The following is a 24602-nucleotide window of genomic DNA, read 5'->3' as shown; positions in this document are numbered from 1 at the left end:
TGCTCAAAACGCCTCCATCTCACGACGAACCCGCTCTAGATGCGCCTTTAATTTCGCCGCGCTGTTGCGGTTCATGTCGTAAAGGCCGATGTATTTTTTCTTAGGCATCCCACAGGCATACCAAACCGCCCGTGTAACCGTTTTACGTGGTGGATCGGCGTTCTGGATCGCACGCCAACGGGTCCCACCGTAGGTCGTGCATGCATAGAGTTTTTTGATATTGGTCAGACCCGGTCGTACCTTTCCATCAATCAGCTTGAACGAAATCCCGGGGAGGAAAACGCGGTCCAAGAATCCCTTGAGGATCGCGGGGTATCCAAAGTTCCACACCGGAAAGACCATAACAATGGCATCGGCTGCTTTGACGCGTTCAACATAGGGCCGCACGGGCTCAATGTTTTCGGGCTCTTCGTGATAACCACGCCGTTCGACCTCCGTCAGGACGGGTTGAAATCCTTCCTTGTTGAGGTCGCAATCGTCGACCTCCCAACCCGATTTGGTCAGGGTTTGGACCACCACATCATGCACGGCCGCATTAAAACTCTCGGGGCATGGGTGAGCGAACAGGACCATAACCCGCCCTTTGCTTGCGGGGCTGGTCATTCGGTGGCCTCGGGTTTTGGGCGGATACCTTTGTAGGAATACATATCAGCGTAATCAAAGTCAGGCTCGTCCCACGCGATCATTTTGCCCGGATTCAAAAGGCCCTTGGGGTCAGACTCGCGCTTGAAATCGAGCTGACGTGCGTCCGTGGATTGCCGCCCGCCTTCTTCAAGTGTGTAACGATGAGGGTTGAAGATCATGCAATCCATCGCTTCATGTTCGGCGACCAATTGATCAAGCGCGTCTTTGTCCATTGGTTCTACAATCGGCAGCCCAGCAAACGACAGCCCCGCCCCTTCGCGCATGACTTCTAGGTGCATGTGCAGCTTGCCCTTAAAGGCCTCATAGGCTGCCATGACTTTCTCGATGTCGCCGCCATAACGCACCTGCAGATAGGTTAGGCCTTTGTTAAACTTCATGGCCCGCAACGTCGTGTGGTTCCAGCCGAATTCATACATCGGACCGGGGTTGCGTTCCCATGTGTTATCATCGGAGCGATAGATCACACCGCTGCCTTCAAAACGTTCCAGCAAGGTCAACAACCCGTCCATGTTGTGCGGCGCTGCCATCAGCCCAACAAGATGATCGTCTTCAGTGACATGGGGCTTCACGCGCTGGAAATACGCGTGCGCGATGGGTGCGGCATAAACTGACGCGAGTTTAATCAGGATGCCCGGCTCCGCGGTAACAGCACCTGCAAATTCGGTCGCTGCGCGGAAAGTATCAAAGCGCACGAACAGTTCTGTCCACTCGTAGGCCGGCGCGAGGGGGAGTTCCAATTCGGTGATGATGCCGTTGGTGCCATAGGCGTGAGAGACGCGATGCAATTCCTCACCAGTGAACTCCAGAACGCGCGGCTCGGCCTCCATGGTGACGACACGCAGGCGTTTGATATTACCGATGTCACGCAACGCGCCCCAGTTGGCCGACCCTACACCACCTGACCCCCCCGCGATAAAACCGCCAATTGTGGCTTGAGAATAGGTGGACGGGAACATGCGCAATTCTTGTCCGCTTTTCTCTTTCAACTCATCGTCGAGTTCTTTGATGATCGCACCCGGTTCGACCACGACAAAGCCCGAGCCGATTTCCTTGATCTTGTTCATCTTTGTGACGTGAATCACGCAGCCCCCCGCAAGCGGCATGGCTTGGCCGTAGTTGCCCGTTCCGCCGCCGCGCATGGTGACGGGAACGTCGTGGGCATAACAAACCCGCAAAATTTCAATGATCTCGTCTTCGGACTTGGCGTTGATGACAAAATCCGCCTCAAGGTGATCCATCGCGTCCTTGAGAACCGGTGAGTACCAAAAGAAATCACGTGATTTGTTGCGCACAGTGGCTGGGTTTGCCTCCATATCGAGGTGGGACAACTTGGCTTTGGCTTCGGCGATATTGGGGGTCATGGCTTGCTCACAATTGGATCGAGTTCGGAATAAGAAGGCAGAGTACGGTCGATCGGATCACCGTTGCGCAACACGATCCGGTCAGACTGTGGGCGCGAGAAAAACTCGGTCCAGGATCGCGCGTTACATAGGATCAGATCAGCAGGTGCGCCAACGTTCAGACTTGGCGCCTCTAAACCGCAGGCCGCAGCAGGGTTGGCCACAAAAGACGCGGGCCAATCCCTCAGTCCGTGATCCAGATGGCAAATGCGGGTGGCTTCGCGCATGACTTCAATCATATCGAGATCACCGTAGGCATAGAACGGGTCGCGTGTGTTGTCGGATGCGAAGGACACGTTGACGCCCGCCGCTTTAAGCTCATGAGCCATCGTAACGCCGCGCCAGCGCGGGGTGCGCCCTGCCTCGCGGTCTTGCAGATACATGTTGCACATCGGCAAAGACACGACATGCAGACCAGCCTTGGCGACCAACGCGATAATTTCGTGCGCAACATCATCCGGCATGACAGAAATCGAACAGCAGTGCCCAACGGTGACCTTGTTCTTGAACCCCAAAGCGAGAACCGTTTCAGCAATCGTGCGCAGGGTATCAGAGGTCGGATCGTTCGTTTCATCGACATGGAAATCAACGTCCAGATCATAGGTTTGTGCGAAATGGAAAAAGTCGTTCAATCGGTCTTGAAGGTCGGGCACAGGATACGTCACAGCGCCTAGGATGTTTCCCGTGTCCGCAACGATTTTAGCAATATCGGGAAAGATGCCGTCTTCGCGAAACACGCGATCAATCGCCACGAGGCAGGAGGCCTGAAGGCTGATCTTACCCGCCCACTTTTCCTGCAACTTTAAGACCACTTCGAAAGACGATGCCGCAAGATCATCGGCGCTATCGATATGAGTGCGAATAGCCTTAGTGCCGTGGGCATAGGCACACCGAAGGGCGAAATCCATTCGCGCTTCTACGTCGTCAGCGCTCCAGTTTACGTGGTCGGCGTGGACCGTCGTCAACGCGCCCATAAAGGACCCGTCAGGGTTGGACGCACGCGGCCAAATGTGCCCCTTGTCCAGATGCGTATGCATATCGACAAAGCACGGCAAAGCCATTGCGCCTTTCATATCGATTACAGTTTCGGCCGGTTGCCCAGCGTCCGTTGATGTAATCAAACCATCCGTGATGGTCAGGTCTGTGGTTATTAGGTCACCGTCTTGCCCGATCAGGCAGGCTGGGACAGTGACATTTCGAAGGGTCTTCGCGCCGCTGGGCAAAACGCAAAATTCCATTAATTCTCCCGTTTGATGGCGCTTTCATGCCATTTGTGCAAAAGCGCGTGACTAAGTAAGGAAGCAAAAGTGAAGATCACCACACCTGTTGCCGCGATCAGAATGAGTGCCGCGAACATACGCGGAATATTGAGACGATAGCCCGCTTCCAAGATACGAAACGCAAGGCCTGATCCGATCCCGCCCGTGCCTGCAACATACTCGGCGACAACGGCCCCGATAAGGGATAGCCCCCCCGCAATCCGCAATCCGCCAAGGAAATACGGCAGTGCGGTCGGCAGTTGCAGATACCGCAAACGCTGCCAGCGGGTCGCCCCATAAATTTTATACAGATCGCGCAAGTTGTGATCCGTCGAATTTAGACCAAGCGTTGTGTTGGACAGGATCGGAAAGAACGCCACGATCCACGCGCACAACAATAGCCCCGCAAGGCGGCTGTCCACATAGATAAAGATCAGCGGTGCAATCGACACCACGGGCGTGACCTGCAAGATGACTGCGAAAGGGTAAAATGCCATTTCAAAGTAGCGTGACTGGGTAAACAAAACCGCCAAGCCGACACCGCCAACAACGGCCACACCAAGGGCCATCAGCGTAATTTTAAGAGTAACCCAAAGCGCGTCCGACAACATGCCCCAATCTTCAATCAAGGTCTGAATTACTAGTCCCGGACCCGGCAGGATGTAGTGTGGGATCTCGTTCCAGACAACAATTCTGTCCCATAGGAAAATCGCAAGCCCGAGCATCAGAATAGGCAACGACCACTTCGCGATTTTGTCGCGGCGCTGCGCGCGGGCGTGCTGGAGTTCTTCTAGATCGACCACGGGGGCCTGTGTTGCGTGCATCTCTGGGGCGCTCATGCGGATGCCCTTTCGCCATGTTGGTTCATCGCACCATGCAGAGCATCGGACGCCTTTCGGCATAGTTCGGCGTATTGCGCCGAGGTGCGGAACTCTTCTGTTCGTGGATAAGGAGCATCAACGGAAACCTCTGCCGAAACCCGCCCCGGACGCGCGGCCATAACGACGATACGGTCAGACAGGAACACAGATTCAAAAACCGAATGGGTCACGAAAATGACGGTGCACTTAAGCTTGTCACGCAACATCAGAAGGTCGTTATTCAACTTGTGGCGCGTGATTTCATCAAGCGCAGCAAAGGGTTCATCCATCAGGATCAACCGTGGCTGTGTCACAAGCGCACGTGCAATCGACACTCGCATTTTCATGCCACCAGACAGTTCACGCGGGTAGGATTTTTGGAACTTTTCCAACCCCACCATCTTGAGCGCCCACATGATATCGCCACGCACATCGTCAAGGGACTTGCCGCGCAAGCGGTGTGGCAGCCAGGCGTTTTGTTCCACCGTCGCCCAAGGCATCAAGGTCGGTTCTTGAAACACGACACCAAGGTCGCCCTCATTCAAACCACCGTTCCATTTTATCTGCCCCGAGGTCTGACGCATCAGGCCTGCAATAAGGCGCAGCGCCGTGGACTTACCGCAGCCCGATGGTCCGAGGAGCGAAATAAAATCGCCCTGATTAACAGTCAGATTCAAGTTCTTGAGCGCTTCGACGTTGCCATTAAAGACCTTGTCGACGTCGGTCATTCGGAGCAGTTCGTCGCGCTGCCCCATCGGCGGTATTAAGGAATGATCTGACATGTCTTGCTTTCTCGAAGGGTAGCAAGGGCGAAAAATCCCGCCCCTGCTCGCGACATCTTAAGTTCGACGACTTATCTAAGGTCCATGCCCAGCATCGCGTTCACGAACTGCGTTGTGTAGGCGGCAGAATAATCCAGACCAGCCTCGATCACGCCGGCTTCGACCATCTTGTTGTAGAAGTCTTCGATCTTCTCATCGGTCATCGCACCGATACCAAGTTCGAGCGCATCACCGCTGTCCACGATACCTTCGGACAACATTTTCCCGATCGCATATTCGATCTTGTCAGGGGTCATGTCAGGATTGGCTTCCATGATCATGGCGTCCGCCGCGGAGTGATCGTTGTAAAGGTAGTTGTACCATCCAGTGATCGAACCTTCGACGAAACAAGCAACCTGTTCAGGGTTTTCAGCAATGGTGTCTGCCATAGTTTCAACCGTTGTGGCGTAGGTCGAATACCCAGCATCCGCGATCAGGAACGTGTCAGGGACGAAACCCGCTTCGTTTTCGATCACGTAGGGTTCGGACGACAGGTAGCCCTGCATGGCTTTGGTTTCATCCGCCACAAAAGGCGCAGGGTTGAAGGTGTAGGGTTCGCGTTGTTCAACTGTGAAGCCGTACTCAGCCATCATCCATTGGTAATAAGACGTGAACCCGTTGTCGCCGATCAACAGCGTGAGGTCGCGCAGGTCTTCAAAGGTCTCGGCTTGGCCAGGGTGTGAAATGATGACCTGCGGGTGTTTCTGGAACGTGGCCATAACAGCAACCACAGGAATGCCTTCCTTGGCCGCGTTGAACGCCTGCAACAGATCGCCGCCCATGTGGTAGTCAATGCGGCCAGCCAACATTAACGCGCGGTTGTTCACCTGCGGCCCGCCAGACACGATAGTCACGTCCAAGCCGCATTCAGCGTAGGTGCCGTCAGCCACGGCCTGATAGAAACCACCGTGTTCAGCTTGGGCAAGCCAGTTGGTCCCGAATGTAACGGGCGTCAGGTCTTGAGCGAACGCGTTGCTTGCCGTCATGGCTGCCAACGAGGCGACAGTGATTGTTTGCTTAAGGGTCATTGAAAGTCTCCATGGGTGAAAGGTCACGGATGAAACTAACGAGGCGTCGCGCGGGATCGCACGAACCAAAGGACTGCGTTTGCGATGAGATACTAAGAATAGGTTAATTTTTGAGCGCCCCGCCCCGAGCTGTACAAAAAACGAGCACCATCTATTTGGGAGTGCTGCGTTTAGAGGCACACCCTATGCTTGTATCCGCACAAAATGGCATCACATGCCGATTCTAAGTCATACCTAGAGGCGTCCAAGATCATGACACAGGCCATAAACCCAACCACAATTGCCCCACCGTTTGGCGACTACAACCACGGGATCAAAAGCGGGCCGGTCGGCCATTTGATTGTCACGTCAGGGCAGCTCGGGCTTGCGCCGGATGGCAGCTGTGCCGACGACGTGCGCACGCAGGCCGAACAGTGTTTTGCTAACATTTCCGCGATCCTGAAAGACGCAGGGTGCGGCCCCAAAGATGTTGTACGTCTCAGCGCTTTCGTCACCGATCGCTCTTATTTCGCTGACTATATGGCCGTGCGTGATGCATGGCTCGACGGGGTCACTGTGCGACCAGCATCAACGCTCCTGATCGTGAGCGGCTTCACCCGCAAAGAATTCAAGGTTGAAGTCGAAGCAACCGCCATCCTTAGGGCCTAAACCCAGCCACAAACCGATCCATGGCGGCCGCCGTTTGTCACATTGCCCGCTCCTCCTTGGAGGCGGCGCACAAAGAATACTCTCTTAACAATTAGCCCTATTTGTCACCGTCGAAGCTGTGATTGACAGCGCCAGCAGACGACACGTGCCACTATTGGGGCCCCTCCGCCTCGTTTTCGGAACGCTTTTTCAGCCGTCCAGCCTCAAAACTGCAACCGGTTGCAAAAATTTCCATCCGAACTAGACTGGTCCCCGAATCAAAGGGCTGCCACTGAATGTTTCCTATCGGTCTAAACCATCAAACTATGCCTCACGCCGCGACGCTCGCGGCCATGGATGCGGCTGTTGAAATGGGTTGTGTCGGTATCGAGCTGCGCAATGACTTGGCGACGCCTTTGTTTGATAGCGCGGCACCGGCGATGATCCGCGACGCCGCCGCCCGCAAGGCGTTGCGCATTCTGGCCTTGGCCGAAGTCTATGGCTTCAACGACAACGACACAGAAAGCCGCGACAAAGTGCGGGACCTGATCGCGCTTGCTCAAGAGTGCGGCGCCGAGGCCATCGCGCTCATCCCACGCATCCAGGACAGCCCAGTACCGCGTCAGGTCCAACAGGACCAATTGCGCGGTACACTGACCGCGTTGCTGCCGTTGTTTGAACACTCAGGCATCACAGGATTGATCGAACCGCTAGGGTTCCCCAACGCCAGCTTGCGACTAAAAGCAGATGTGCGCACCGTATTGGACGAAATGCAGAACCCTACGTGTTTCGCGCTGATCCACGATACGTTTCATCATGCGCTGTCGGGTGAAACCGAAGTTTTCGCCGCAGAAACCAAGATCGTTCACATCTCTGGCGTGACAGACCCTCACGTGAAGTTTGACGACATGACGGACGACATGCGCGGGCTGGTCGATGACCAAGACCGCCTCGGAAATATTGCGCAAATCGCTGAACTGCGGGCGCAAGGCTATACTGGCCCATATTCTTTTGAGGCTTTTTCAGCCGACGTTCATGCACTGGAAAACCCAGCCGCAAACATCGCTGAGTCAACGAAATTCATAACTGCTCAAATCGCCGAAAGGGAGGCCTGAGGAGATGTGAAGTGAAAGCCCTTGTCAAAGAGGGCCCCGGGAAATGAACCGTGTGCCGGGCACGATTTTTGGGAGGAAACCAATGAACAAGCTATTTATGGCCGCAGGCCTGACAATGCTGATGGGAACATCGGCTATGGCGCAGCAAATCGGTGTATCCGTTGCGCGTTTCGACGACAACGGCCTGACCGTCATGCGCAACGGCATGACAGCACACGAAGAAATGCTGGATGGCGTGTCTTTACAGATCGAAGATGCGACAGACGACGTTGCAAAGCAGCTCGACCAGATCAACAACTTCATCGCGTCTGGCGTTGATGCGATCATCGTGAACGCAGTTGACACAAACGCAACCGAAGCCATGTCCAACGCAGCAGCTGCTGCAGGCATTCCGCTGGTCTACGTGAACCGTCAGCCCGTTAACATGGACACACTGCCAGAAGGTCAGGCGTTCGTAGCATCTAACGAAATCGAATCCGGTACTTTGGCCGCGTTCCAGATGTGTCGTCAGCTGCGTGCTGAAGGTAAATCCGGCGGCGCGACTGCGTACATGTTGATGGGTCAGCTTTCTAACCAAGCGGCTGTTCAGCGCTCCAAGGATTTCCATGACGTTATCGGCATGGACATGTGTAACTTCATCACTCTGATCGACGAGCAGACTGCAAACTGGTCTCGCGATGAAGCAAACGATCTGATGACAAACTGGATTTCCTCCGGTGAGCCATTCGACGCTGTTTTCGGCAACAACGATGAAATGGCGCTGGGCGCTATTCAGGCGATGAAAGCGGCCGGCATTTCCATGGACGACGTTGTCGTTGGTGGTGTTGACGCGACATCCGACGCTCTGCTCTCCATGCAGGCTGGCGAAATGGACGTCACAGTGTTCCAAGACCTTGCAGGTCAGGGCGCCGGTTCCATCGACACAGCAATCGCGCTGATCAACGGCGACGACGTGGACCAGACGGTCTTCATCCCGTTCAAGTTAGTGACACCAGACAACATCGGTGACTTCCTCCAGTAAGCCAATCAGGCGGACTCAGATACCGTGCAGGGCTGCTGATATGCGGCCCTGCACCACAAACAACACCCCCGATCATGTAGGAGAACGGACCGATGTCGGACACAAGTGAAGGCACAGGCGGCCTGACGTATGACAAATCCAAACGCCAATGGCCTAATGAGTTAAACGTATTCGCGGCCCTCATTCTAATCGTGATCGTCTTTGAAATTCTCGGCGCGATCTTCATGCAGCAAAGTCTGTTGTTTGACTCACGTGACCGTTTTGACAGCATCTTTAACGAAGCGCGTCTTCGTATCATTATTATTCAGGTCGCGATCATCGGTATCATCGCAATTGGCGTCACTCAGGTGATCATCACGGCAGGGATCGATTTGTCGTCAGGGTCCGTCGTGGGCGCAACGGCCATGATCGCGATGAGTTTCGCACAAGTCGCCGAAGTGAACGGCGGCCCGAACCCAAAAGCGATCTTTGGCGATTGGGCCTTGGATTTGCCTGTCGTCGTCCCGATTATTGTTGGGCTGAGCGTCGGTATGATCGCCGGCATCATAAACGGGGTATTGGTCGCCTACTCTCGCATTCCACCCTTCATTGCGACCCTCGGCATGATGCTATTTGCGCGCGGCGTCGCACAGTGGTGGTCACTGGGTAACCCCGTGTCTTTTCCGACAGAAAGCTACGCCAAAATTGGCGCAGGCATGATGCCGGTTATCATCTTCTTGTCGCTCGCGGTGCTGTTCCACTTCATCATGAACTACACAGTTTACGGCAAACACACCTATGCGATTGGCTCCAACGAGGCTGCCGCACGGATGTCGGGCATCAACGTGCCGCGCCACCTTGTGCTGGTCTATCTGATCGCTGGCGGTCTGGCGGGCCTTGCCGCAGTAATCCTGACGTCCAAGAACCTGACCGCACAATCCGGAATGGGCCTGTCGTATGAGCTTGAGGCGATCGCCATGGCCGTCATCGGCGGCGTGTCCTTGTTCGGCGGGCGCGGTTCGATCATTGGCACCGTTATTGGCGCGCTGATCATCGGCGTTATCACGTCGGGTTTCACGTTCTTGCGCCTTGGCGCTTACTACCAAGAAATGGTTCTTGGCTGCATCATTGTGGGCGCGGTCGCGCTTGATCAGTGGCAACAAAAACGCGCCGCGGCGCGGGCATAAGGGAGGGCATAGCAATGTCAGATATCATTCTGGAAACCAAAGGCCTGACCAAACACTACGGCGGCGTTCACGCACTTGAAGATGCGGATTTCAAACTTGAGCGCGGCGAACACGTCGCGATCATGGGCGACAACGGTGCGGGCAAATCTACCTTTGTTCGCCAAATCACAGGTGTTGAACAACGCACCCGCGGCACTGTGACGTTCGATGGCAACGACGTCCATTTTGCCGGTCCGCTTGACGCCCGTGAAGCAGGGATCGAAACCGTGTTCCAAACCCTCGCGCTTGCGGACGATCTCAACGTGCCGGACAATCTGTTCCTTGGTCGCGAAAAGACCAAGTTCAACTGGCTGGGTCCGTTTCGCCTGTTGGACTATAAGGGCATGCGCGGCGATACGATGGCCGGGCTTGAAAAAACGGGCGTCAAAATCCCGAACATCAAGAACAGCATCGCCAATATGTCTGGCGGCCAACGTCAATGTGTGGCCATCGCGCGCACGGCAACGTTTGCGTCCAAGCTGACAATCATGGATGAGCCGACGGCCGCCCTTGGTGTGCAAGAAACAGCGCAGGTCGAAAACATCGTTCGCACCCTCAAGGAACAAGGCGAAAGCCTGATCCTTGTGTCGCACAATATGCGGCAGGTGTTTGATCTTGTGGATCGTATCATCGTCTTTCGTCGTGGGCGCATTTGTGCGAACCTCGACATTAAGAATGGTGATTTCACGGGGGAAGATGTGGTGAGCTATATCACAGGGGCCAAAACGGGCGCAGAATACGAAGGGGTCGCATGAGGAAGCTCATCGATCTTTACCACCCCTTCTTTGCGCCCGCCTGGATCCGCGTCGCCATTGTCATCGTGCTGGCGGCGTGGGGCCTCTTCGAGCTAAGCACGGGGGCCGTCCTCTGGGCGATCATCTTCATCGGAATTGGCGTGATCTGCGCGTGGCAGTTTGCCACGATTGACTACAGCGCCATTTCCGACGAATAGGACCGGATGGCTGTCACATTAAAAGATGTTGCGGAACTGGCGGGCGTGTCCCGTTCCGCGGTTTCACGAACCTTCACTGAAGGCGCGTCTGTGTCTGCCAAGACCCGCAATAAAGTCATGACAGCGGCAAACGAACTGGGCTACAGCCCTAACGCCCTCGCCTCGTCACTGACCACCGGTCGCACCAAGATGATCGGGCTTGTTTCCAACAACTTTCACAACCCGATTTTCCTCGAGGTATTCGATCTGTTTACCCGTGGGCTGCATGAACGGGACCTGCGCCCATTGCTGGTGAACCTAACGGATGAAACCGACCCAGAAGCGTCTGTGCGGATGCTTCGCCAATATTCGGTAGACGGTGTGATTGTCGCATCCTCCACCCTGCCCCACGATTTCGCGCGTGCGTTCCGTGATGCTGGTGTCCCTGTGGTGCATTCTTTTGGTCGCCAATCCGAAGCACCGGCCGTTGATGTTTTGGGGATCGACAACATCGCTGCCGGAAGACTGGCCGCGCGAACCCTAATTGATCGCGGCTATACAAATGTCGGCTTTTTGGGCGGCCCAGCCAGTGCGACGTCGACAATCGACCGCCAAGCGGGGTTCATGGAAGAAGTCGCACAACATAGCGGCATGAGCGCGACCTCTAGTTTTGCCACTGCTTATTCTTTCGAAGCTGGTCGCGAAGAGATGACCCGTCTGTTGGCATCAAAGCCAGCGCAAGCCTATTTCTGCGGCGATGATGTGTTGTCCATTGGGGCTATGTCCGCGCTTCAGACAGCAGGCCTGAAGGTTCCGGACGATGTCGGCATTATCGGTCTGAACGACATGGAAATGGCAGGTTGGGAAAACATCAATCTGACCACGATTCATAACCCAGTGTCCGAAATCATCGCGGCATCCATCGCACGCGTTACAGAACTGGTCGCCGACCCCACACTAGAACCGAAGGCCCGCCTATTCGACGGATCCGTTGTCGAACGCGGCACGCTGCGGCCCGCTTAGGCGCCCGATTTAACGGGCGCCCGTTCGTTAGCGAAACATTGGTGGGCGCGCATCAAGCCACGCACCATCTTTTTTGCCAGATTCAGCGACAGCAACAACAGCCGCCATGGAACGCAACCCATCCTCAGCACGTGGGAAAAGGTTCGCAGCCCGATCCATCACACGGCCTTCTTTACGTGCGCTGATGGCCTCGGCCAAATCGGTGTAGATATTGGCGAACGCCAGCGGCATCCCTTCGGCATGGCCGATGGTCACGCGGCTGGTGCGATCTGCTTCTGGAGAGAGGTTCTCTTCGCCGCGTTCAATAACCTGCATGCGTTCACCAAGCGGCATATAATAAAGCTGGTTGGGGTGTTCCTGGCTCCAACGCAGCCCTCCAGTTTCCCCAAACACCTGAATGCCCAACCCGTGCTGGCGACCAATGGCGATAGACGATGTCCACAGACGGCCAACCGTGCCGCCATCCATGCGGAAGTTGACCATCGCATCATCCTCAAGCGTGCGCACATCAATGCAAGACACACAATCCGCCGAGAGTTTTGTGACCTCTTGGCCGGTGACAAAGCTCGCCATATGCAGCGCGTGAATTCCGCAATCCGCAAACTGTGCAGACACACCCGCCTGTGCGGGATCATACCGCCACCGCACACGAGGGTTATCCGCATCCGTCGCATCTGCATGGTGACCATGGGCAAATTCTGCATTCACCAAACGCACTTTGCCGATATCCCCACGCGCAATCATCGCGCGCATGTGCCGAACCAACGAGTACCCAGAGTACCCGTAGTTCACGGCGCAGATGTTACCTGTCTTGCTGGCGATCTCGACGATTTCCTGACCTTCCTCGACGGTCATTGTCATAGGCTTTTCGCACAGTACATGAAAACCGGCCTCAAGGTAGGCTTTGGTGATCTCAAAGTGAGTTGAGTTGGGCGTGGCGACAGTCACCAGATCAACGCGGTCGTCGCGTTTCTTTTCGCCCTCAAGCATGTCCTGCCAAGACCCATAGGCGCGATCACCAAGCCCGAGACGCTGCCCGTAATCGATGCCTTCTTCGGGGCGGTGATCCAACGCACCGGCCGAAAATTCAAACAGCCCGTCCAAACCGGACCCAAGACGGTGTGCAGGACCAATTTGGCTGCCTTCGCCGCCACCGATCATACCCCATTTCAGTTTCGCCATGACCTTAAGCTCCTTCAAATCCAATAGACCGCAAGTAGGCGCGGTTCAGTTTTGCATCATCGATTGGCGATGTGTCGCCTTCAGGGTCGCAGTCCTGTTCAACCGTGCACCAGCCATCAAAACCATTGTCTAACAACACCTGACGCACCGCTGGAAAATCGACATCCCCATCGCCGAGGTTGCAGAAAATCCCTTGCCCACAGGCGTCGTAGAAATCGGTTCGGTTCGACACGACCTGCGCTTTCACCTTCGGGTCGATGTCTTTAAAATGCATGTAGCTGATACGGTCGATATTGCGGCGCATGAACGCCACCGGATCAAAGCCTGCATAGGAATGGTGCCCCGTGTCGAAACAGATCTTAAGAATGCTTTCGTCGACCTCTGCCAACAAGCGGTCCAACTCAGGTTCAAAGTCCATGAACCCGCCAGCGTGGGCGTGGATGCCAACCGTCAGGCCGTATTCTTCCGTTCCCATCTTTGCGATTGTCGCGAACTTGTCGCGGTAGGCCGTCCACTCTGCTTTATCCATTTGTTCCGCCTCACCGGCACGGCCCGCTGTGGGCGCACGGCGTGGTGAAATGCTGTCGATCAAAACGAGGTGCTCTGCGCCATGGGCCCGCAATGCTTTGCAAGTCCGAACAGCGCCGTCCATCACATCATCCCACGCGTCCGGGTCATGGAACGGCCGGAAAACCACCCCACCCACCAACGTTTGCCCGAACTCTTCGAGAGCATCCGACAGTAAGGCTGGGTCCTCGGGCATAAACCCAACCGGGCCAAGTTCGATCCCAGTATAACCTGCGCCTGCATTTTCCTGCAGCACTTTGCGCCAATTCGGGTTACGCGGATCATCCGCAAACTCGACTCCCCAAGAACATGGTGCGTTGCCAATCTTGATCATGATCAAGCCCTTTCAGTTAGAAATTTTTGATGTCGACCCAAGCGCCCGTGCGACTTGAAGCCAGTGCAGCTGTGACAACGCGGTTTACTTCCATCCCTTCGGCGAAGGTTGGCCAGATGTTGCGTTGTTCATGAATGGCCCGCAAAAAGTCGTGGGCCTCAATTATAATCTGATCCTGATACCCAGTCCCGTGGCCGGGGCCCTGACAGAACGGCAGATAATCAGGATGCGCCGGTCCCGTTAGGATCTTGCGAAACCCGCGTTCAGCCTCGGGGCCTTCCATCGTATAGAGATGCAGCGCGTTCTGATCTTCTTGATCAAAGCGGATCGCGCCCTTTGTGCCATGGATTTCATAGGCATAGCCCATCTTTCGACCTGTCGCGATCCGGCTAAAGAACAGGTGTCCCTGTGCGCCATTTTCAAAACGGCACATCATCTGTGCTTGGTCATCGTTATCAACAATCCCACCGGGGCGGGTCGTGTGGACGGTTTCCGCTGTCGCGCTCAGCCTGGTGATTGGCCCAATGAGCGCACGTGCCGCGTTGATCATATGGGGCGCAAGATCGCCCATGGTGCCATTGGCATCCCCTGTCGTGCGCCATGTCGCTGGTAGGGTCTCATCCGCGAGGAAGTCTTCGGTATGTTCACCACGAAACCAAGTCACATCCCCGATCCGCCCTTCAGCCACGAGCTGTCTTGCAAACTGCGACGCTGGCGTGCGGATGTAGTTGAACCCCGTCATGTGAATGGCGCCAGAAGCCTCAGCCGCCGCCAGCATTGCACGGCTATCTTCCAGCGATGCACCAAGGGGCTTTTCACAAAACACTGGTTTGCCCAGCGCAAAGGCGGCTTCGGCGATCTCGCGATGCGTGGACTGCGGCGAAGCGATAACGATTGCCCCTACTGCGTCGTCTGCAACCAGCGTGCGCCAATCGTCAGTTCCACGTTTAAACCCATAGGATGCACGGTACCGTTCGGCGGACGCAGGCGACGACGCGCCGATCATCTCAAGCACGGGGCGCAATGGGGTATCGAACACCCCTGCGACAGCAGCATACGCGACGGAATGGGCTTTCCCCATATAGCCGCCGCCAATCAGTCCAATTCCAATTTCAGCCACTTTTTCTCTCTCCCAAAAGAATCCCGTTGCAACCGGTTGCAAAACGGCTATCTTTGATTGGGGGCGCAGGTCAATAGCGATTTGCTGTGCGTCATGCTCAATTTCGTGGAGGCGCCGCTGTGGCAAACGTAAACCAAACAATCACGCTGACAACTGCGCAAGCAATCGTGCGGTATCTTGCAGCACAATACATTGAAATCGACGGTGAAGAAACGCGCCTGTGTGGCGGTGGGTTTGGCATATTCGGCCACGGCAATGTCACCTGCCTTGGTGAAGCCCTGCACGACCATCAAGATGAATTGCCCCTTTACCGCGGTCAGAACGAACAAGGCATGGGCTTTGCCGCTGCGGCTTACGCCAAGGCCCATCTGCGTCGCCGCTTCATGTTTTGCACCGCAAGTGCAGGCCCCGGCACGGCGAATCTTTTGACAAGTGCCGCACTGGCCCATGCGAACCGCTTGCCGATGTTGTTGTTATGCGGCGATGCCTTCTTGACCCGCCTGCCCGACCCCGTGCTGCAGCAGCTCGAGCATTATGGAAACCCGACCTTTGGTGTGAACGACGCCTTTAAGGCCGTCAGCCGCTACTGGGATCGGATCACGCATCCAGCGCAGATCATTCAATCCTTGCCCGCAGCATTGAATACAATGCTTGATCCCGCCGATTGTGGCCCTGCATTCCTTGGTTTGCCGCAAGACGTGCAGGGTTGGACATATGACTACCCCGCGTCCTTCTTTGATAAACGTGTCCATCGCATCCGACGTCAGGCCGCGGATGTCGCAGAAATCGCCGAGGCCGCCGCGCTGTTGAAGGCCGCGAAACGCCCGATGATCATCGCGGGTGGTGGTGTGCAATACTCCGGCGCTGTGGACGAACTGACACGTTTCGCAGAAACCCATTCCATCCCCGTTGTCGAAACCATCGCTGGACGTGCGAACCTAAAAGCGACGCACGCCCTCAACATCGGACCACTTGGGGTGACGGGGTCGGACAGTGCAAATGCGATTGCTGAAAAGGCTGATGTTATTCTCGCCGTTGGAACGCGATTGCAAGATTTCACGACAGGGTCGTGGACTGCATTTGCCCAAGACGCACAGATCATCGGATTGAACGCGGCGCGCCATGATGCTGCAAAACACATGTCGGCAACGGTCGTGGGTGATGCCAAACTAGCGTTGAACGCATTGCAAGACGCACTCATTGGATATGTGTCCCCCGATGACTGGGTCGCAACGGCCAAAGCCGAGCGGGCCAAGTGGGACGACTATGTCGAAGGCAACACCCGCCTCGGGAATGGCCCTGCGTCTTATGCGCAGGCGATCGGAGTGGTGAACGCGGCTTGCGATCCACGTGATCGGGTCGTTGCGGCGGCTGGCGGGCTACCTGCCGAAGTTACAGCAAACTGGCGCACGTTGGATATCGGAACGGTCGATGTTGAATTCGGCTTTTCTTGTATGGGTTATGAGATTGCTGGCGGTTGGGGCGCGCGGATTGCGCAGTCCGAAAAAGAACCAGATCAAGATACCATCGTGTTCACGGGCGACGGGTCATACCTGTTGATGAACTCGGATGTCTATTCCTCGGTTCTGACACAGAAGAAGATGATCATCCTGGTGCTGGACAACGGCGGCTTTGCGGTCATCAACAAACTGCAAAACAACACCGGAAACGAAAGCTTCAACAACCTGATCGCGGACACGCCAACGGCGACCCATCAGGTCGGCGTTGATTTCGAGGCACACGCACGTTCCATGGGCGCACTGGCGGAAACGGTTGCAGATCCCTCAGGCCTTGCCGAAGCATTTGCCCGCGCGAAGGCGGCTGACCAGACCTATGTCATCGTCATGAAAGTAGACCCCTATGAGGGCTGGACGACCGAAGGCCACACATGGTGGGAAGTCGGCACACCCCATACCTCAGAAAACGCTAAAGTCACGGCCGCCCATAAAGATTGGGAAAGCAGCCGGCCCAAACAGCGAAAAGGCGTTTAACATGAGTTCGCTGCTAAAAGGCATCAAAGCCAATAACTTCGTGATCGTCGGACGTGCAGGCATGGATTTCTTCACGCCCGCAGGCACGGCAACAGAAGACGCCGAAACCTTTCACGCAGGTCTTGGCGGATCGTCTGCCAACACGGCGGCGGGCATTTGCAAACTGGGCGGAAAGGCAACCATCGTAACGCGGGTATCTGACGACAGCATCGGACGTTACTGTGTAAATCAACTAAAGCGCTACGGCGTCGGCACTGACTACGTCACCCCTGTCGGCGGCGAGTTTCGGAACTCTCTCGCTGTCTACGAAAGCCGTCTTGAGGGGCACCAGTCCGTTATCTACCGCAACGGCGCCGCTGATTTCGAGATGAACAACGCAGACGTCGAAGCCGTCGATTACGCCCGTTTCGGCGCGCTGATTACGGCGGGGACAGTGCTGGCCGCAGAACCTTCCCGCAGCGCGACCTTCCGTGCATTTGATCTGGCCAAGAAAGCCGGACTGCCGATTATTTTCGATGTCGATTATCGCCCCTATTCATGGCCCTCTGCCGAAGTTGCCGCAGATGTCCTTAGCCGCGCGGCCGATCAATGCGACATGATCGTCGGCAATGACGAAGAATTCGGCTTTATGGCGGGGTCCATCGACAAGGGCTTGGAAAAGGCGCGTGAGCTTTCGCAAAGCACCGCCGCGATTGTTGTTTACAAAATGGGGCCCGAAGGGGCGATCACCTTTGCTGAGGGCCAAGAAATCCACACAGGTATCTACCCAGTCGAGGCGCTCAAACCGACAGGTGCTGGTGATAGCTTTATGGCCGGCCTTTTGACGTCTCTCGCAGATGGTCACGACCTCAAGACATCTCTCCTGCGTGGCTCTGCCTGCGCGTCTGTCACCGTCTCTCGGCCCGGCTGTGCGCCTGCGATGGCAAACACCAAAACGCTTGAAACTTTTCTGGCCACCCACCCCGGCCCAACTCAACGCTAAAGGAACGATCATGCATATTGCTCCCTTCGACAACCACAACAAACCTATCGTTGATATCGACGACAGCACCGTTCCGCTGAACTATTTCAACATCGTGAAGTTGAAAAAGGGGCAAGCCTTTGAATATGAAGTGCCCGGCTATGAGACCTGTATCGTGCCTGCCACGGGCAGCATCGACATCGACATCGAAGGCTTCAAAGCCGGTGATATCGGCGGCCGTGGCGAAGACGTTTGGGACGGTGAACCAGAGGGCGTCTACGTCCCCACCGCCGCAAAAGCAGAAATCGTCTGCACCTCGGATGAAGCCGAGGTTTTTGTGGCCGGTGCGCGCTACGACAAGGTGTTAGATGCCTTTGCCGTGCGTTCGGATGAACTGGACATGGTCCAATACGGATCCGACGACACTAAGACCCACCGCAAGATCAAACATATCCTTGGTACCAAGTATCACGACAAGGTTGGTCGCCTACTGGTATCCGAGTTGTTCACCGTCGGCGAAGGTGGATGGTCCGGCTTCCCAAGCCATAAGCACGACACAGACCGTCTACCGCAAGAAACGCGCCACGATGAAACCTACAACTTCCGTTTCAAACCCAACCACGGGTCAGGCGTGCAGATGTTGCAGCGCGAAGACGGCAAGGCGGGTGACGCCTATCACATCGTGGATGGCTCAACGATCTGCCTCGACAGCGGTTATCACCCTTGCGCGGTGCTGCCGGGCTATCAAATGTATTATTTCACGATCCTTGGCGGGTTGTCACAGCGCAGCCTCGTGCAGTTCTTCCAGCCCAGCCATGCCTATCAGGTCGAAACGATCCCCGGCATCAAAGACATGATCGCAAAATTCAAATAGGAGCGCACTATGCCATTGGTCACACTCGCGGATGTCTTACAGCCCGCGCTGAAGAACGGAACGGCGGTTGCTGGTCTCGTTACGCTCGGTTGGGAAGACATGCGTGCCTTTGTGCATGCCGCGGAGGCTGAAAACTGCCCTGTCATTCTACAGGCTGGCCCCGGATGCAGAGCACACACGCCCCTGCCCGTTCTTGGAAAGATGTTCCGCCATCTGGCCGAGAACGCATCGGTGCCTGTCGTGGCGCATCTGGACCACGGCTATACCTATGATGAATGCGCCGAGGCACTGGATTCTGGGTTCACGTCCTTAATGTTTGATGGGTCGCGTAAGCCATTCGCCGAAAATGTCGAGGAAACCAAACGCATCGCTGACATGGCCCATGCAGCAGGCATTTCCTGCGAAGGTGAAATCGGGTTCGTGGGCTACGCGTCAGGCGAAGCCTCCGCCGGAACCGACCCTGCAGAGGCCGCCGAATTCGCGCGTCTCACAGGGGTGGATGCAATGGCAATCTCGGTTGGCAACGTACACCTTCAAGAAGACAAAGAAGGCGGGCTGGACGAAGCGCGCATCGCTGCAATCCAAGCCGTCACGGACGTGCCTTTGGTGATCCATGGCGGATCAGGCGTGCCCGTCGAACAACGCGCGCGACTGGCCCGAAACACCAACATCTGCAAATTCAACATCGGCACCGAACTGCGTATGGCATTCGGCGCGGCCCTACGCGACGCTGTTGCCTCAGATCCTAAACGGTTTGATCGTGTATCGATCTTGAAAGACACAGAAACACCTATGATCGCAGCCACGCGCCGCGTTCTTGCCCCGCTAAAAGGATAAATCATGCTCAATATCGGACTTTTGGGATGTGGCCGCATCGGCCAAGTTCACGGCGCCACGCTTGCGGGAATGCACACCGCGCGGGCAGCTGCTGTATCGGATTTCCTGCCAGAAGCGGCGAGCGCATTGGCAGGGCAATTGGGCGCACAGGTCATGACCAGCGACGAGATGTTGGAAGACCCAAGCATTGATGCGGTCGTGATCGGCACGCCGACGACCACGCACTACGACCTCATTCACAAAGCCGCGGCACAAGGCAAAGCGATCTTTTGCGAAAAACCTGTCGATCTGTCCGTGGACCGCATTCGCGAATGCCTGGCCGCAGTTGAGGTCGCTGGCGTGCCGTTCATGGTGGCCTTCAATCGCCGCTTTGACCCGAGCTTTGCCCACTTGCAAAAACAGATTGCCGATCAGGTCATCGGGGATGTGGAAATCGTCACGATCCTGTCGCGCGACCCTGCCCCGCCGCCCATCGGCTACATCAAAACATCTGGCGGAATTTTCCGCGATATGATGATTCACGACCTTGATATGGCGCGGTTCTTACTCGGCGAAGAACCTGTTGAACTTACCGCAGAAGCGTCCTGTCTTGTTGACCCTGCAATCGGCGATGCTGGTGACTTCGACACAGCGGTTGTGACCCTAAAGACCGCAAGCGGTAAGCTGTGCCAGATCAGCAATTCGCGCCGTGCGACCTATGGCTACGATCAACGGATCGAAGTGCACGGGTCAAAAGGCATGCTGCGCGCGGACAATATGCTCGAGAACTCCGTTCAACTGGCAACCGGTGCAGGCCACCAAACTGCGGCAACACAGCCCTTCTTTCTGGAACGTTACGCAGCCGCCTACCGCGCTGAGATGGAACATTTCGTGTCCAGCATCGTGTCGAACGTGCCGATGACGCCAACCGGCGAAGACGGGCTAAAAGCACAAATGCTGGCCGACGCAGCCGATGCGGCCGCACGAGACGGAGAGCGTAAAACGTTCTGAGACTTGCAAGCCCCGCACGTATCGCACCAAGCGGCGCCAAAGGGTGAAAGCAGGAACTTTTGCTGTTGCGAGCAATTCGCTCCGGCAAAAGGGCCGCCCAAGGCGACCCAATCAAACTAGAAATAATGGTGTGGTGGCGGAGACGAAGGGATTCGAACCCTCGAGACCCTTCCGGGCCTACTCCCTTAGCAGGGGAGCGCCTTCGACCACTCGGCCACGTCTCCGTTGACCCGTTTAGTTGTAGTGGCCATGGGGGGCAAGTCTGAAATTTCGATATTATGGACATCGAAAGACTTGCCACAACAGGAACGGCACGAAAATAGCGAATAATGCCTGCTTATCATCGTCTTAAGGTACAAACACGCTGCCCAAACAAGCGTCCGTCGCGGGTAAATGTTTGGCGGTAAAGACACCCTTCAGCCGGCTTCCGCCGCATTAGGTCACGTTTGTTTTAGGTGTTAAACAGGAAGTGCAGGACGTCGCCGTCTTTGACGATGTATCCCTTGCCCTCGGCACGCATCTTCCCGGCCTCTTTCGCGGCTTGTTCACCGCCCAATGTGACAAAGTCATCGTAGGCGATAGTCTCTGCGCGGATGAAGCCCTTCTCGAAATCACCATGAATCACGCCGGCCGCTTTCGGGGCTGATGTGCCTTCTTTGATGGTCCAAGCGCGGGCTTCTTTCGGGCCGACGGTGAAATAGGTTTCCAGGTGCAGCAACGCGTAACCTGCCTTGATCAAACGATCCAGACCGGCCTCGTTCAGTCCCATTTCTTCAAGGAACATTTGTGCTTCGTCGTCTTCCAGCTGGCTGATTTCTTCTTCGATCTGAGCGGAGATAATAACGTGCGAGTTGCCTTGCGATGCGGCCATTTCAGCCACGGCGGCAGAGTGGGCATTCCCTTCTGACGCTTCGGACTCGCCGACGTTGCAGACATAAAGAACAGGTTTTGTCGTCAACAGCTGCAGCATTTTCCATGCCTTAACGTCGTCTTCGTCAATTTCCAGAACGCGGGCTGGCTTGCCGTCTTCCAAAGCCGCCTTTGCCGCCTCTAGCAGACGTACTTGCTGAACCGCGTCTTTGTCGCCGCCCTTTACCTTGCGCACAAGGTTCTGCAACCGCTTCTCGATGCTTTCAAGATCGGCGAGCATCAACTCGGTTTCGATGGTCTCTGCATCCGCGACCGGATCAACGCGACCGTCAACGTGTGTAACGTCCCCGTCCTCAAAGCAGCGCAGAACATGAGCGATCGCATCTGTTTCACGAATGTTGGCGAGGAACTGGTTGCCGAGGCCTTCGCCTTTGCTTGCGCCCTTCACGAGGCCCGCAATATCAACAAATGTCATGCGTGTCGGAATGATCGATTTGGACGTCGCAATTTCAGCCAATTTATCAAGGCGCGCGTCGGGAACGGCAACCTCGCCGACGTTGGGTTCAATTGTACAAAACGGGAAATTAGCGGCCTGTGCCGCCGCTGTGCGTGTCAACGCATTGAAAAGCGTTGACTTTCCGACATTTGGCATGCCGACGATACCCATTTTAAAACCCATCAGATCGCTCCTTAAACCCGTGTTTCTTGGGCTTCTAGGCCGTGACCCGACCTATCGCAAGCAACCATCTGTATTCGCGCCTTGTTTGGGCCCTGTTGAATGTCGCCCATTGATTTCCCCCGTCCTTTCGCGCAAACCCGCTAAAGGAAAAACGACACCACGATCAGGGGACGACCATGAGCAGAATTGACGCCAAATTTGCCGAACTCAGTGCAGCCGGCAAGAAAGCCTTTGTTGCTTATGTGATGGCGGGCGACCCTGACTACGAAACCTCACTCGAGATCGTGAAAGGCCTGCCAGCTGCAGGTGTTGATGTCATCGAGCTGGGCCTACCCTTCACCGACCCGATGGCAGACGGTGCGACCATTCAACTGGCAGGACAACGCGCCCTTGATGGTGGCATGACGTTGGACCAGACGCTGTCTATCGCGGCCGAGTTGCGCAAGACCGACGACACCACACCGATTGTGATGATGGGCTATTACAACCCGATCTATTCGCGTGGCGTTGATCTATTTTTGGAACAAGCCAAAGAAGCTGGTATCGATGGCCTGATCATCGTCGACTTACCGCCCGAAGAAGACGAAGAGCTTTGCATTCCTGCGCAGGCCGCCGGTCTGAATTTCATTCGCCTTGCGACACCGACGACAGATGCAAAACGCCTGCCCAAGGTGCTCCAGAATACATCCGGTTTCCTTTATTATGTGTCCGTCACGGGAACGACAGGCGCGGCGGCGGCCCAAGCCTCTGATGTTGCGCCCGAAGTTGCCCGGATCAAGGCATCAACCGACCTGCCCGTCATTGTTGGGTTTGGCGTGCGCACCCCCGAGACAGCCAAAGATATCGCTGGCGTCGCGGATGGCACAGTTGTCGGTTCGGCAATTGTTGAAAAAATCGGCGCAGGTGAACCCGTGGCCGATGTCTTGGCGTTTGTGAAAACTCTATCGGACGGTGCGCACGCTGCATAACAGCGATGCGGACTTAGCATTTGCGCCGAAAAGCTGATATTGGTAAAAGAACCTAACCAATATCAGTGAAAGCCCGTGCCATGCCTGTCATTACCACAATCGACGACCTGAAACGCCTGCACAAACGGCGCACGCCGAAGATGTTTTATGACTACGCCGAAAGTGGGTCATGGACCGAGCAGACCTTTCGCGAAAACACATCTGACTTTGAGCAGATCCGCCTGCGCCAACGCGTCGCCGTGGACATGGCCAACCGCACAACCACAAGCCAGATGATCGGACAGGACGTTGCGATGCCCGTCGCACTCGCGCCCGTCGGGTTGACGGGGATGCAATGTGCCGACGGTGAAATCAAAGCCGCGAAAGCCGCGGAGAAGTTCGGCGTTCCGTTCACATTGTCGACGATGTCGATCTGTTCCATCGAAGACGTTGCAGAGAACACGACCAAACCGTTCTGGTTTCAGGTCTACACCATTAAGGACAACGACTTTATGAAGCGGTTGATCGATCGCGCCAAAGCGGCCAAATGTTCGGCAATCGTCATCACCCTTGATCTGCAAATCCTCGGCCAGCGGCACAAAGACCTCAAGAACGGGCTAACGGCCCCGCCGAAATTCACCATCCCGACAATGCTTGATCTGGCGACAAAATGGACTTGGGGCTTGCAAATGCTGCAAACCAAACGCCGCTTTTTCGGCAATATCGTCGGCCATGCCAAAGACGTTAGCGACCCCTCTTCGCTGGCCGACTGGACCGCAACTGCATTCGATCAATCTCTCGATTGGGACCGCATCGCGGAACTGATGAAGATGTGGGATGGCCCGGTGATCCTGAAAGGTATTCTGGACGTCGAAGATGCCAAAAAGGCCGCCGACCTTGGGGTTGATGCGATTATCGTGTCCAATCACGGCGGGCGCCAACTGGATGGCGCACTGTCGTCCATTCGTATGCTGGAACAGATTGTTGACGCCGTGGGGCACCGCGTCGAAGTTCACTTTGACAGTGGTATCCGCTCGGGTCAGGACGTGTTGAAGGCGATCGCTCTTGGTGCGAAGGGCACCTATATTGGTCGCGCGTTCGTCAACGGGCTTGGCGCGATGGGCGAAGCAGGTGTAACGAAGGCGCTTGAAGTTATCCACAAAGAGTTGGATCTGACGATGGCATTTTGCGGACACCGCGACATTAAGACCGTCGATAAAAACATACTCCTGGTCCCGGAAGATTTTTCTGGCAAATGGGCCTAGCGCATCCGCGCAAGAATCCCCCTTTTCAAAAGGCCAAACCTGCCCTATAC

General features: G+C 55.8%; 24 protein-coding genes and 1 tRNA gene. 14 read left to right on the top strand and 11 right to left on the bottom strand.

Annotation, left to right across the window (positions count from 1 at the left end; genetic code table 11):
• Window positions 1-3: 3 nt before the first annotated feature.
• The 6 genes from KO486_RS15440 to KO486_RS15415 form a co-directional block, all read right to left on the bottom strand.
• The gene (locus tag KO486_RS15440) at window positions 4-603 is read right to left on the bottom strand and encodes an NAD(P)H-dependent oxidoreductase (RefSeq protein ID WP_216038163.1); all 600 of its coding nucleotides are present in this window, start codon (window positions 601-603) and stop codon (window positions 4-6) included.
• A complete protein-coding gene (locus tag KO486_RS15435) occupies window positions 600-2006 on the bottom strand; it encodes an FAD-binding oxidoreductase (RefSeq protein WP_216038162.1) in 1407 nt (468 codons plus the stop codon). The genes KO486_RS15440 and KO486_RS15435 overlap by 4 nt, the downstream gene beginning before the upstream one ends.
• Window positions 2003-3283, bottom strand: coding sequence for a cytosine deaminase (locus KO486_RS15430; protein ID WP_216038161.1), 1281 nt, complete (start codon window positions 3281-3283; stop codon window positions 2003-2005). Before KO486_RS15430 ends, KO486_RS15435 begins: the two co-directional genes overlap by 4 nt.
• A complete protein-coding gene (locus tag KO486_RS15425) occupies window positions 3283-4143 on the bottom strand; it encodes an ABC transporter permease (RefSeq protein WP_252734835.1) in 861 nt (286 codons plus the stop codon). Before KO486_RS15425 ends, KO486_RS15430 begins: the two co-directional genes overlap by 1 nt.
• Entirely contained in the window at window positions 4140-4946 is an 807-nt protein-coding gene (locus KO486_RS15420) for an ABC transporter ATP-binding protein (protein ID WP_252734833.1), read from the bottom strand. The genes KO486_RS15425 and KO486_RS15420 overlap by 4 nt, the downstream gene beginning before the upstream one ends.
• A gap of 71 nt (window positions 4947-5017) precedes the next feature.
• Window positions 5018-6013 carry an ABC transporter substrate-binding protein gene (locus KO486_RS15415; RefSeq protein ID WP_216038160.1) on the bottom strand — a complete coding sequence of 332 codons (996 nt, stop codon included), beginning with the start codon at window positions 6011-6013 and terminating at the stop codon, window positions 5018-5020.
• A 252-nt stretch (window positions 6014-6265) separates the two neighbouring features.
• On the opposite strand from KO486_RS15415, the gene KO486_RS15410 reads away from it, so the two are divergent.
• The 7 genes from KO486_RS15410 (at window position 6266) to KO486_RS15380 (ending at window position 11935) form a co-directional block, all read left to right on the top strand.
• Window positions 6266-6661 (top strand): RidA family protein, encoded by a 396-nt coding sequence (locus KO486_RS15410; RefSeq protein WP_216038159.1) that lies wholly within the window; start codon window positions 6266-6268, stop codon window positions 6659-6661.
• A gap of 275 nt (window positions 6662-6936) precedes the next feature.
• Window positions 6937-7755: a TIM barrel protein gene (locus KO486_RS15405; protein ID WP_216038158.1), complete on the top strand. Its 819-nt coding sequence runs from the start codon at window positions 6937-6939 to the stop codon at window positions 7753-7755.
• A gap of 82 nt (window positions 7756-7837) precedes the next feature.
• Window positions 7838-8776, top strand: coding sequence for a substrate-binding domain-containing protein (locus KO486_RS15400; RefSeq protein ID WP_216038157.1), 939 nt, complete (start codon window positions 7838-7840; stop codon window positions 8774-8776).
• Between the two features lie 92 nt (window positions 8777-8868).
• Window positions 8869-9942 carry an ABC transporter permease gene (locus KO486_RS15395; protein ID WP_216038156.1) on the top strand — a complete coding sequence of 358 codons (1074 nt, stop codon included), beginning with the start codon at window positions 8869-8871 and terminating at the stop codon, window positions 9940-9942.
• Window positions 9943-9956: 14 nt separating this feature from the next.
• Window positions 9957-10736: an ATP-binding cassette domain-containing protein gene (locus KO486_RS15390; RefSeq protein ID WP_216038155.1), complete on the top strand. Its 780-nt coding sequence runs from the start codon at window positions 9957-9959 to the stop codon at window positions 10734-10736.
• Window positions 10733-10933, top strand: a complete 201-nt coding sequence (locus KO486_RS15385; protein ID WP_216038154.1) for a hypothetical protein — start codon at window positions 10733-10735, stop codon at window positions 10931-10933. The genes KO486_RS15390 and KO486_RS15385 overlap by 4 nt, the downstream gene beginning before the upstream one ends.
• 6 nt (window positions 10934-10939) lie before the next feature.
• Complete coding sequence (locus KO486_RS15380; protein WP_216038153.1) at window positions 10940-11935, top strand: LacI family DNA-binding transcriptional regulator; 996 nt, start codon at window positions 10940-10942, stop codon at window positions 11933-11935.
• 27 nt (window positions 11936-11962) lie between these two features.
• Here KO486_RS15380 and KO486_RS15375 read toward each other — a convergent pair whose 3' ends face one another.
• Genes KO486_RS15375 through KO486_RS15365 form a run of 3 tightly spaced genes read right to left on the bottom strand, consistent with a single transcriptional unit; the run spans window position 11963 to window position 15138 of the window.
• Complete coding sequence (locus KO486_RS15375; protein WP_216038152.1) at window positions 11963-13117, bottom strand: Gfo/Idh/MocA family oxidoreductase; 1155 nt, start codon at window positions 13115-13117, stop codon at window positions 11963-11965.
• A gap of 4 nt (window positions 13118-13121) precedes the next feature.
• Window positions 13122-14021 carry a TIM barrel protein gene (locus KO486_RS15370; protein ID WP_216038372.1) on the bottom strand — a complete coding sequence of 300 codons (900 nt, stop codon included), beginning with the start codon at window positions 14019-14021 and terminating at the stop codon, window positions 13122-13124.
• A gap of 13 nt (window positions 14022-14034) precedes the next feature.
• Window positions 14035-15138, bottom strand: a complete 1104-nt coding sequence (locus tag KO486_RS15365) for a Gfo/Idh/MocA family oxidoreductase (protein ID WP_216038151.1) — start codon at window positions 15136-15138, stop codon at window positions 14035-14037.
• 119 nt (window positions 15139-15257) lie between these two features.
• Here KO486_RS15365 and iolD point away from each other — a divergent pair, with 119 nt between their 5' ends.
• Genes iolD through iolG form a run of 5 tightly spaced genes read left to right on the top strand, consistent with a single transcriptional unit; the run spans window position 15258 to window position 20791 of the window.
• Window positions 15258-17129, top strand: coding sequence for a 3D-(3,5/4)-trihydroxycyclohexane-1,2-dione acylhydrolase (decyclizing) (gene iolD, locus KO486_RS15360; protein WP_216038150.1), 1872 nt, complete (start codon window positions 15258-15260; stop codon window positions 17127-17129).
• 1 nt (window position 17130) lies between these two features.
• Window positions 17131-18111 (top strand): 5-dehydro-2-deoxygluconokinase, encoded by a 981-nt coding sequence (gene iolC, locus KO486_RS15355; RefSeq protein WP_216038149.1) that lies wholly within the window; start codon window positions 17131-17133, stop codon window positions 18109-18111.
• A 10-nt stretch (window positions 18112-18121) separates the two neighbouring features.
• A complete protein-coding gene (locus tag KO486_RS15350) occupies window positions 18122-18964 on the top strand; it encodes a 5-deoxy-glucuronate isomerase (RefSeq protein ID WP_216038148.1) in 843 nt (280 codons plus the stop codon).
• A gap of 9 nt (window positions 18965-18973) precedes the next feature.
• Window positions 18974-19801: a class II fructose-bisphosphate aldolase gene (locus KO486_RS15345; protein WP_216038147.1), complete on the top strand. Its 828-nt coding sequence runs from the start codon at window positions 18974-18976 to the stop codon at window positions 19799-19801.
• A gap of 3 nt (window positions 19802-19804) precedes the next feature.
• Window positions 19805-20791 (top strand): inositol 2-dehydrogenase, encoded by a 987-nt coding sequence (gene iolG, locus KO486_RS15340; protein WP_216038146.1) that lies wholly within the window; start codon window positions 19805-19807, stop codon window positions 20789-20791.
• Window positions 20792-20925: 134 nt separating this feature from the next.
• On the opposite strand, the gene KO486_RS15335 is transcribed toward iolG, so the two are convergent.
• Together KO486_RS15335 and ychF are read right to left on the bottom strand one after the other, a co-directional pair.
• Window positions 20926-21015: transfer RNA gene (locus KO486_RS15335), tRNA-Ser, on the bottom strand.
• A gap of 227 nt (window positions 21016-21242) precedes the next feature.
• Window positions 21243-22340, bottom strand: a complete 1098-nt coding sequence (gene ychF / locus KO486_RS15330) for a redox-regulated ATPase YchF (protein ID WP_216038145.1) — start codon at window positions 22338-22340, stop codon at window positions 21243-21245.
• A gap of 176 nt (window positions 22341-22516) precedes the next feature.
• On the opposite strand from ychF, the gene trpA reads away from it, so the two are divergent.
• Both trpA and KO486_RS15320 read left to right on the top strand, forming a co-directional pair.
• Window positions 22517-23308, top strand: a complete 792-nt coding sequence (gene trpA / locus KO486_RS15325) for a tryptophan synthase subunit alpha (RefSeq protein WP_216038144.1) — start codon at window positions 22517-22519, stop codon at window positions 23306-23308.
• Window positions 23309-23388: 80 nt separating this feature from the next.
• Entirely contained in the window at window positions 23389-24552 is a 1164-nt protein-coding gene (locus KO486_RS15320; protein WP_216038143.1) for an alpha-hydroxy acid oxidase, read from the top strand.
• Window positions 24553-24602 lie beyond the last annotated feature (50 nt).

It is taken from the genome of Octadecabacter sp. B2R22 (genome assembly GCF_018861045.1).
Classification (GTDB): domain Bacteria; phylum Pseudomonadota; class Alphaproteobacteria; order Rhodobacterales; family Rhodobacteraceae; genus Octadecabacter.
The sequence above is the reverse complement of the archived record's forward strand: the minus strand, read 5'-3'. Positions and strand labels throughout refer to the sequence as shown.

Coding starts and splice junctions, on each gene's coding strand:
- KO486_RS15440 (WP_216038163.1), bottom strand. CDS start 603: ATGACCAGCCCCGCAAGCAAAGGGCGGGTTATGGTCCTGTTCGCTCAC.
- KO486_RS15435 (WP_216038162.1), bottom strand. CDS start 2,006: ATGACCCCCAATATCGCCGAAGCCAAAGCCAAGTTGTCCCACCTCGAT.
- KO486_RS15430 (WP_216038161.1), bottom strand. CDS start 3,283: ATGGAATTTTGCGTTTTGCCCAGCGGCGCGAAGACCCTTCGAAATGTC.
- KO486_RS15425 (WP_252734835.1), bottom strand. CDS start 4,143: ATGAGCGCCCCAGAGATGCACGCAACACAGGCCCCCGTGGTCGATCTA.
- KO486_RS15420 (WP_252734833.1), bottom strand. CDS start 4,946: ATGTCAGATCATTCCTTAATACCGCCGATGGGGCAGCGCGACGAACTG.
- KO486_RS15415 (WP_216038160.1), bottom strand. CDS start 6,013: ATGACCCTTAAGCAAACAATCACTGTCGCCTCGTTGGCAGCCATGACG.
- KO486_RS15410 (WP_216038159.1), top strand. CDS start 6,266: ATGACACAGGCCATAAACCCAACCACAATTGCCCCACCGTTTGGCGAC.
- KO486_RS15405 (WP_216038158.1), top strand. CDS start 6,937: ATGTTTCCTATCGGTCTAAACCATCAAACTATGCCTCACGCCGCGACG.
- KO486_RS15400 (WP_216038157.1), top strand. CDS start 7,838: ATGAACAAGCTATTTATGGCCGCAGGCCTGACAATGCTGATGGGAACA.
- KO486_RS15395 (WP_216038156.1), top strand. CDS start 8,869: ATGTCGGACACAAGTGAAGGCACAGGCGGCCTGACGTATGACAAATCC.
- KO486_RS15390 (WP_216038155.1), top strand. CDS start 9,957: ATGTCAGATATCATTCTGGAAACCAAAGGCCTGACCAAACACTACGGC.
- KO486_RS15385 (WP_216038154.1), top strand. CDS start 10,733: ATGAGGAAGCTCATCGATCTTTACCACCCCTTCTTTGCGCCCGCCTGG.
- KO486_RS15380 (WP_216038153.1), top strand. CDS start 10,940: ATGGCTGTCACATTAAAAGATGTTGCGGAACTGGCGGGCGTGTCCCGT.
- KO486_RS15375 (WP_216038152.1), bottom strand. CDS start 13,117: ATGGCGAAACTGAAATGGGGTATGATCGGTGGCGGCGAAGGCAGCCAA.
- iolC (WP_216038149.1), top strand. CDS start 17,131: ATGAGTTCGCTGCTAAAAGGCATCAAAGCCAATAACTTCGTGATCGTC.
- KO486_RS15350 (WP_216038148.1), top strand. CDS start 18,122: ATGCATATTGCTCCCTTCGACAACCACAACAAACCTATCGTTGATATC.
- KO486_RS15345 (WP_216038147.1), top strand. CDS start 18,974: ATGCCATTGGTCACACTCGCGGATGTCTTACAGCCCGCGCTGAAGAAC.
- iolG (WP_216038146.1), top strand. CDS start 19,805: ATGCTCAATATCGGACTTTTGGGATGTGGCCGCATCGGCCAAGTTCAC.
- ychF (WP_216038145.1), bottom strand. CDS start 22,340: ATGGGTTTTAAAATGGGTATCGTCGGCATGCCAAATGTCGGAAAGTCA.
- trpA (WP_216038144.1), top strand. CDS start 22,517: ATGAGCAGAATTGACGCCAAATTTGCCGAACTCAGTGCAGCCGGCAAG.
- KO486_RS15320 (WP_216038143.1), top strand. CDS start 23,389: ATGCCTGTCATTACCACAATCGACGACCTGAAACGCCTGCACAAACGG.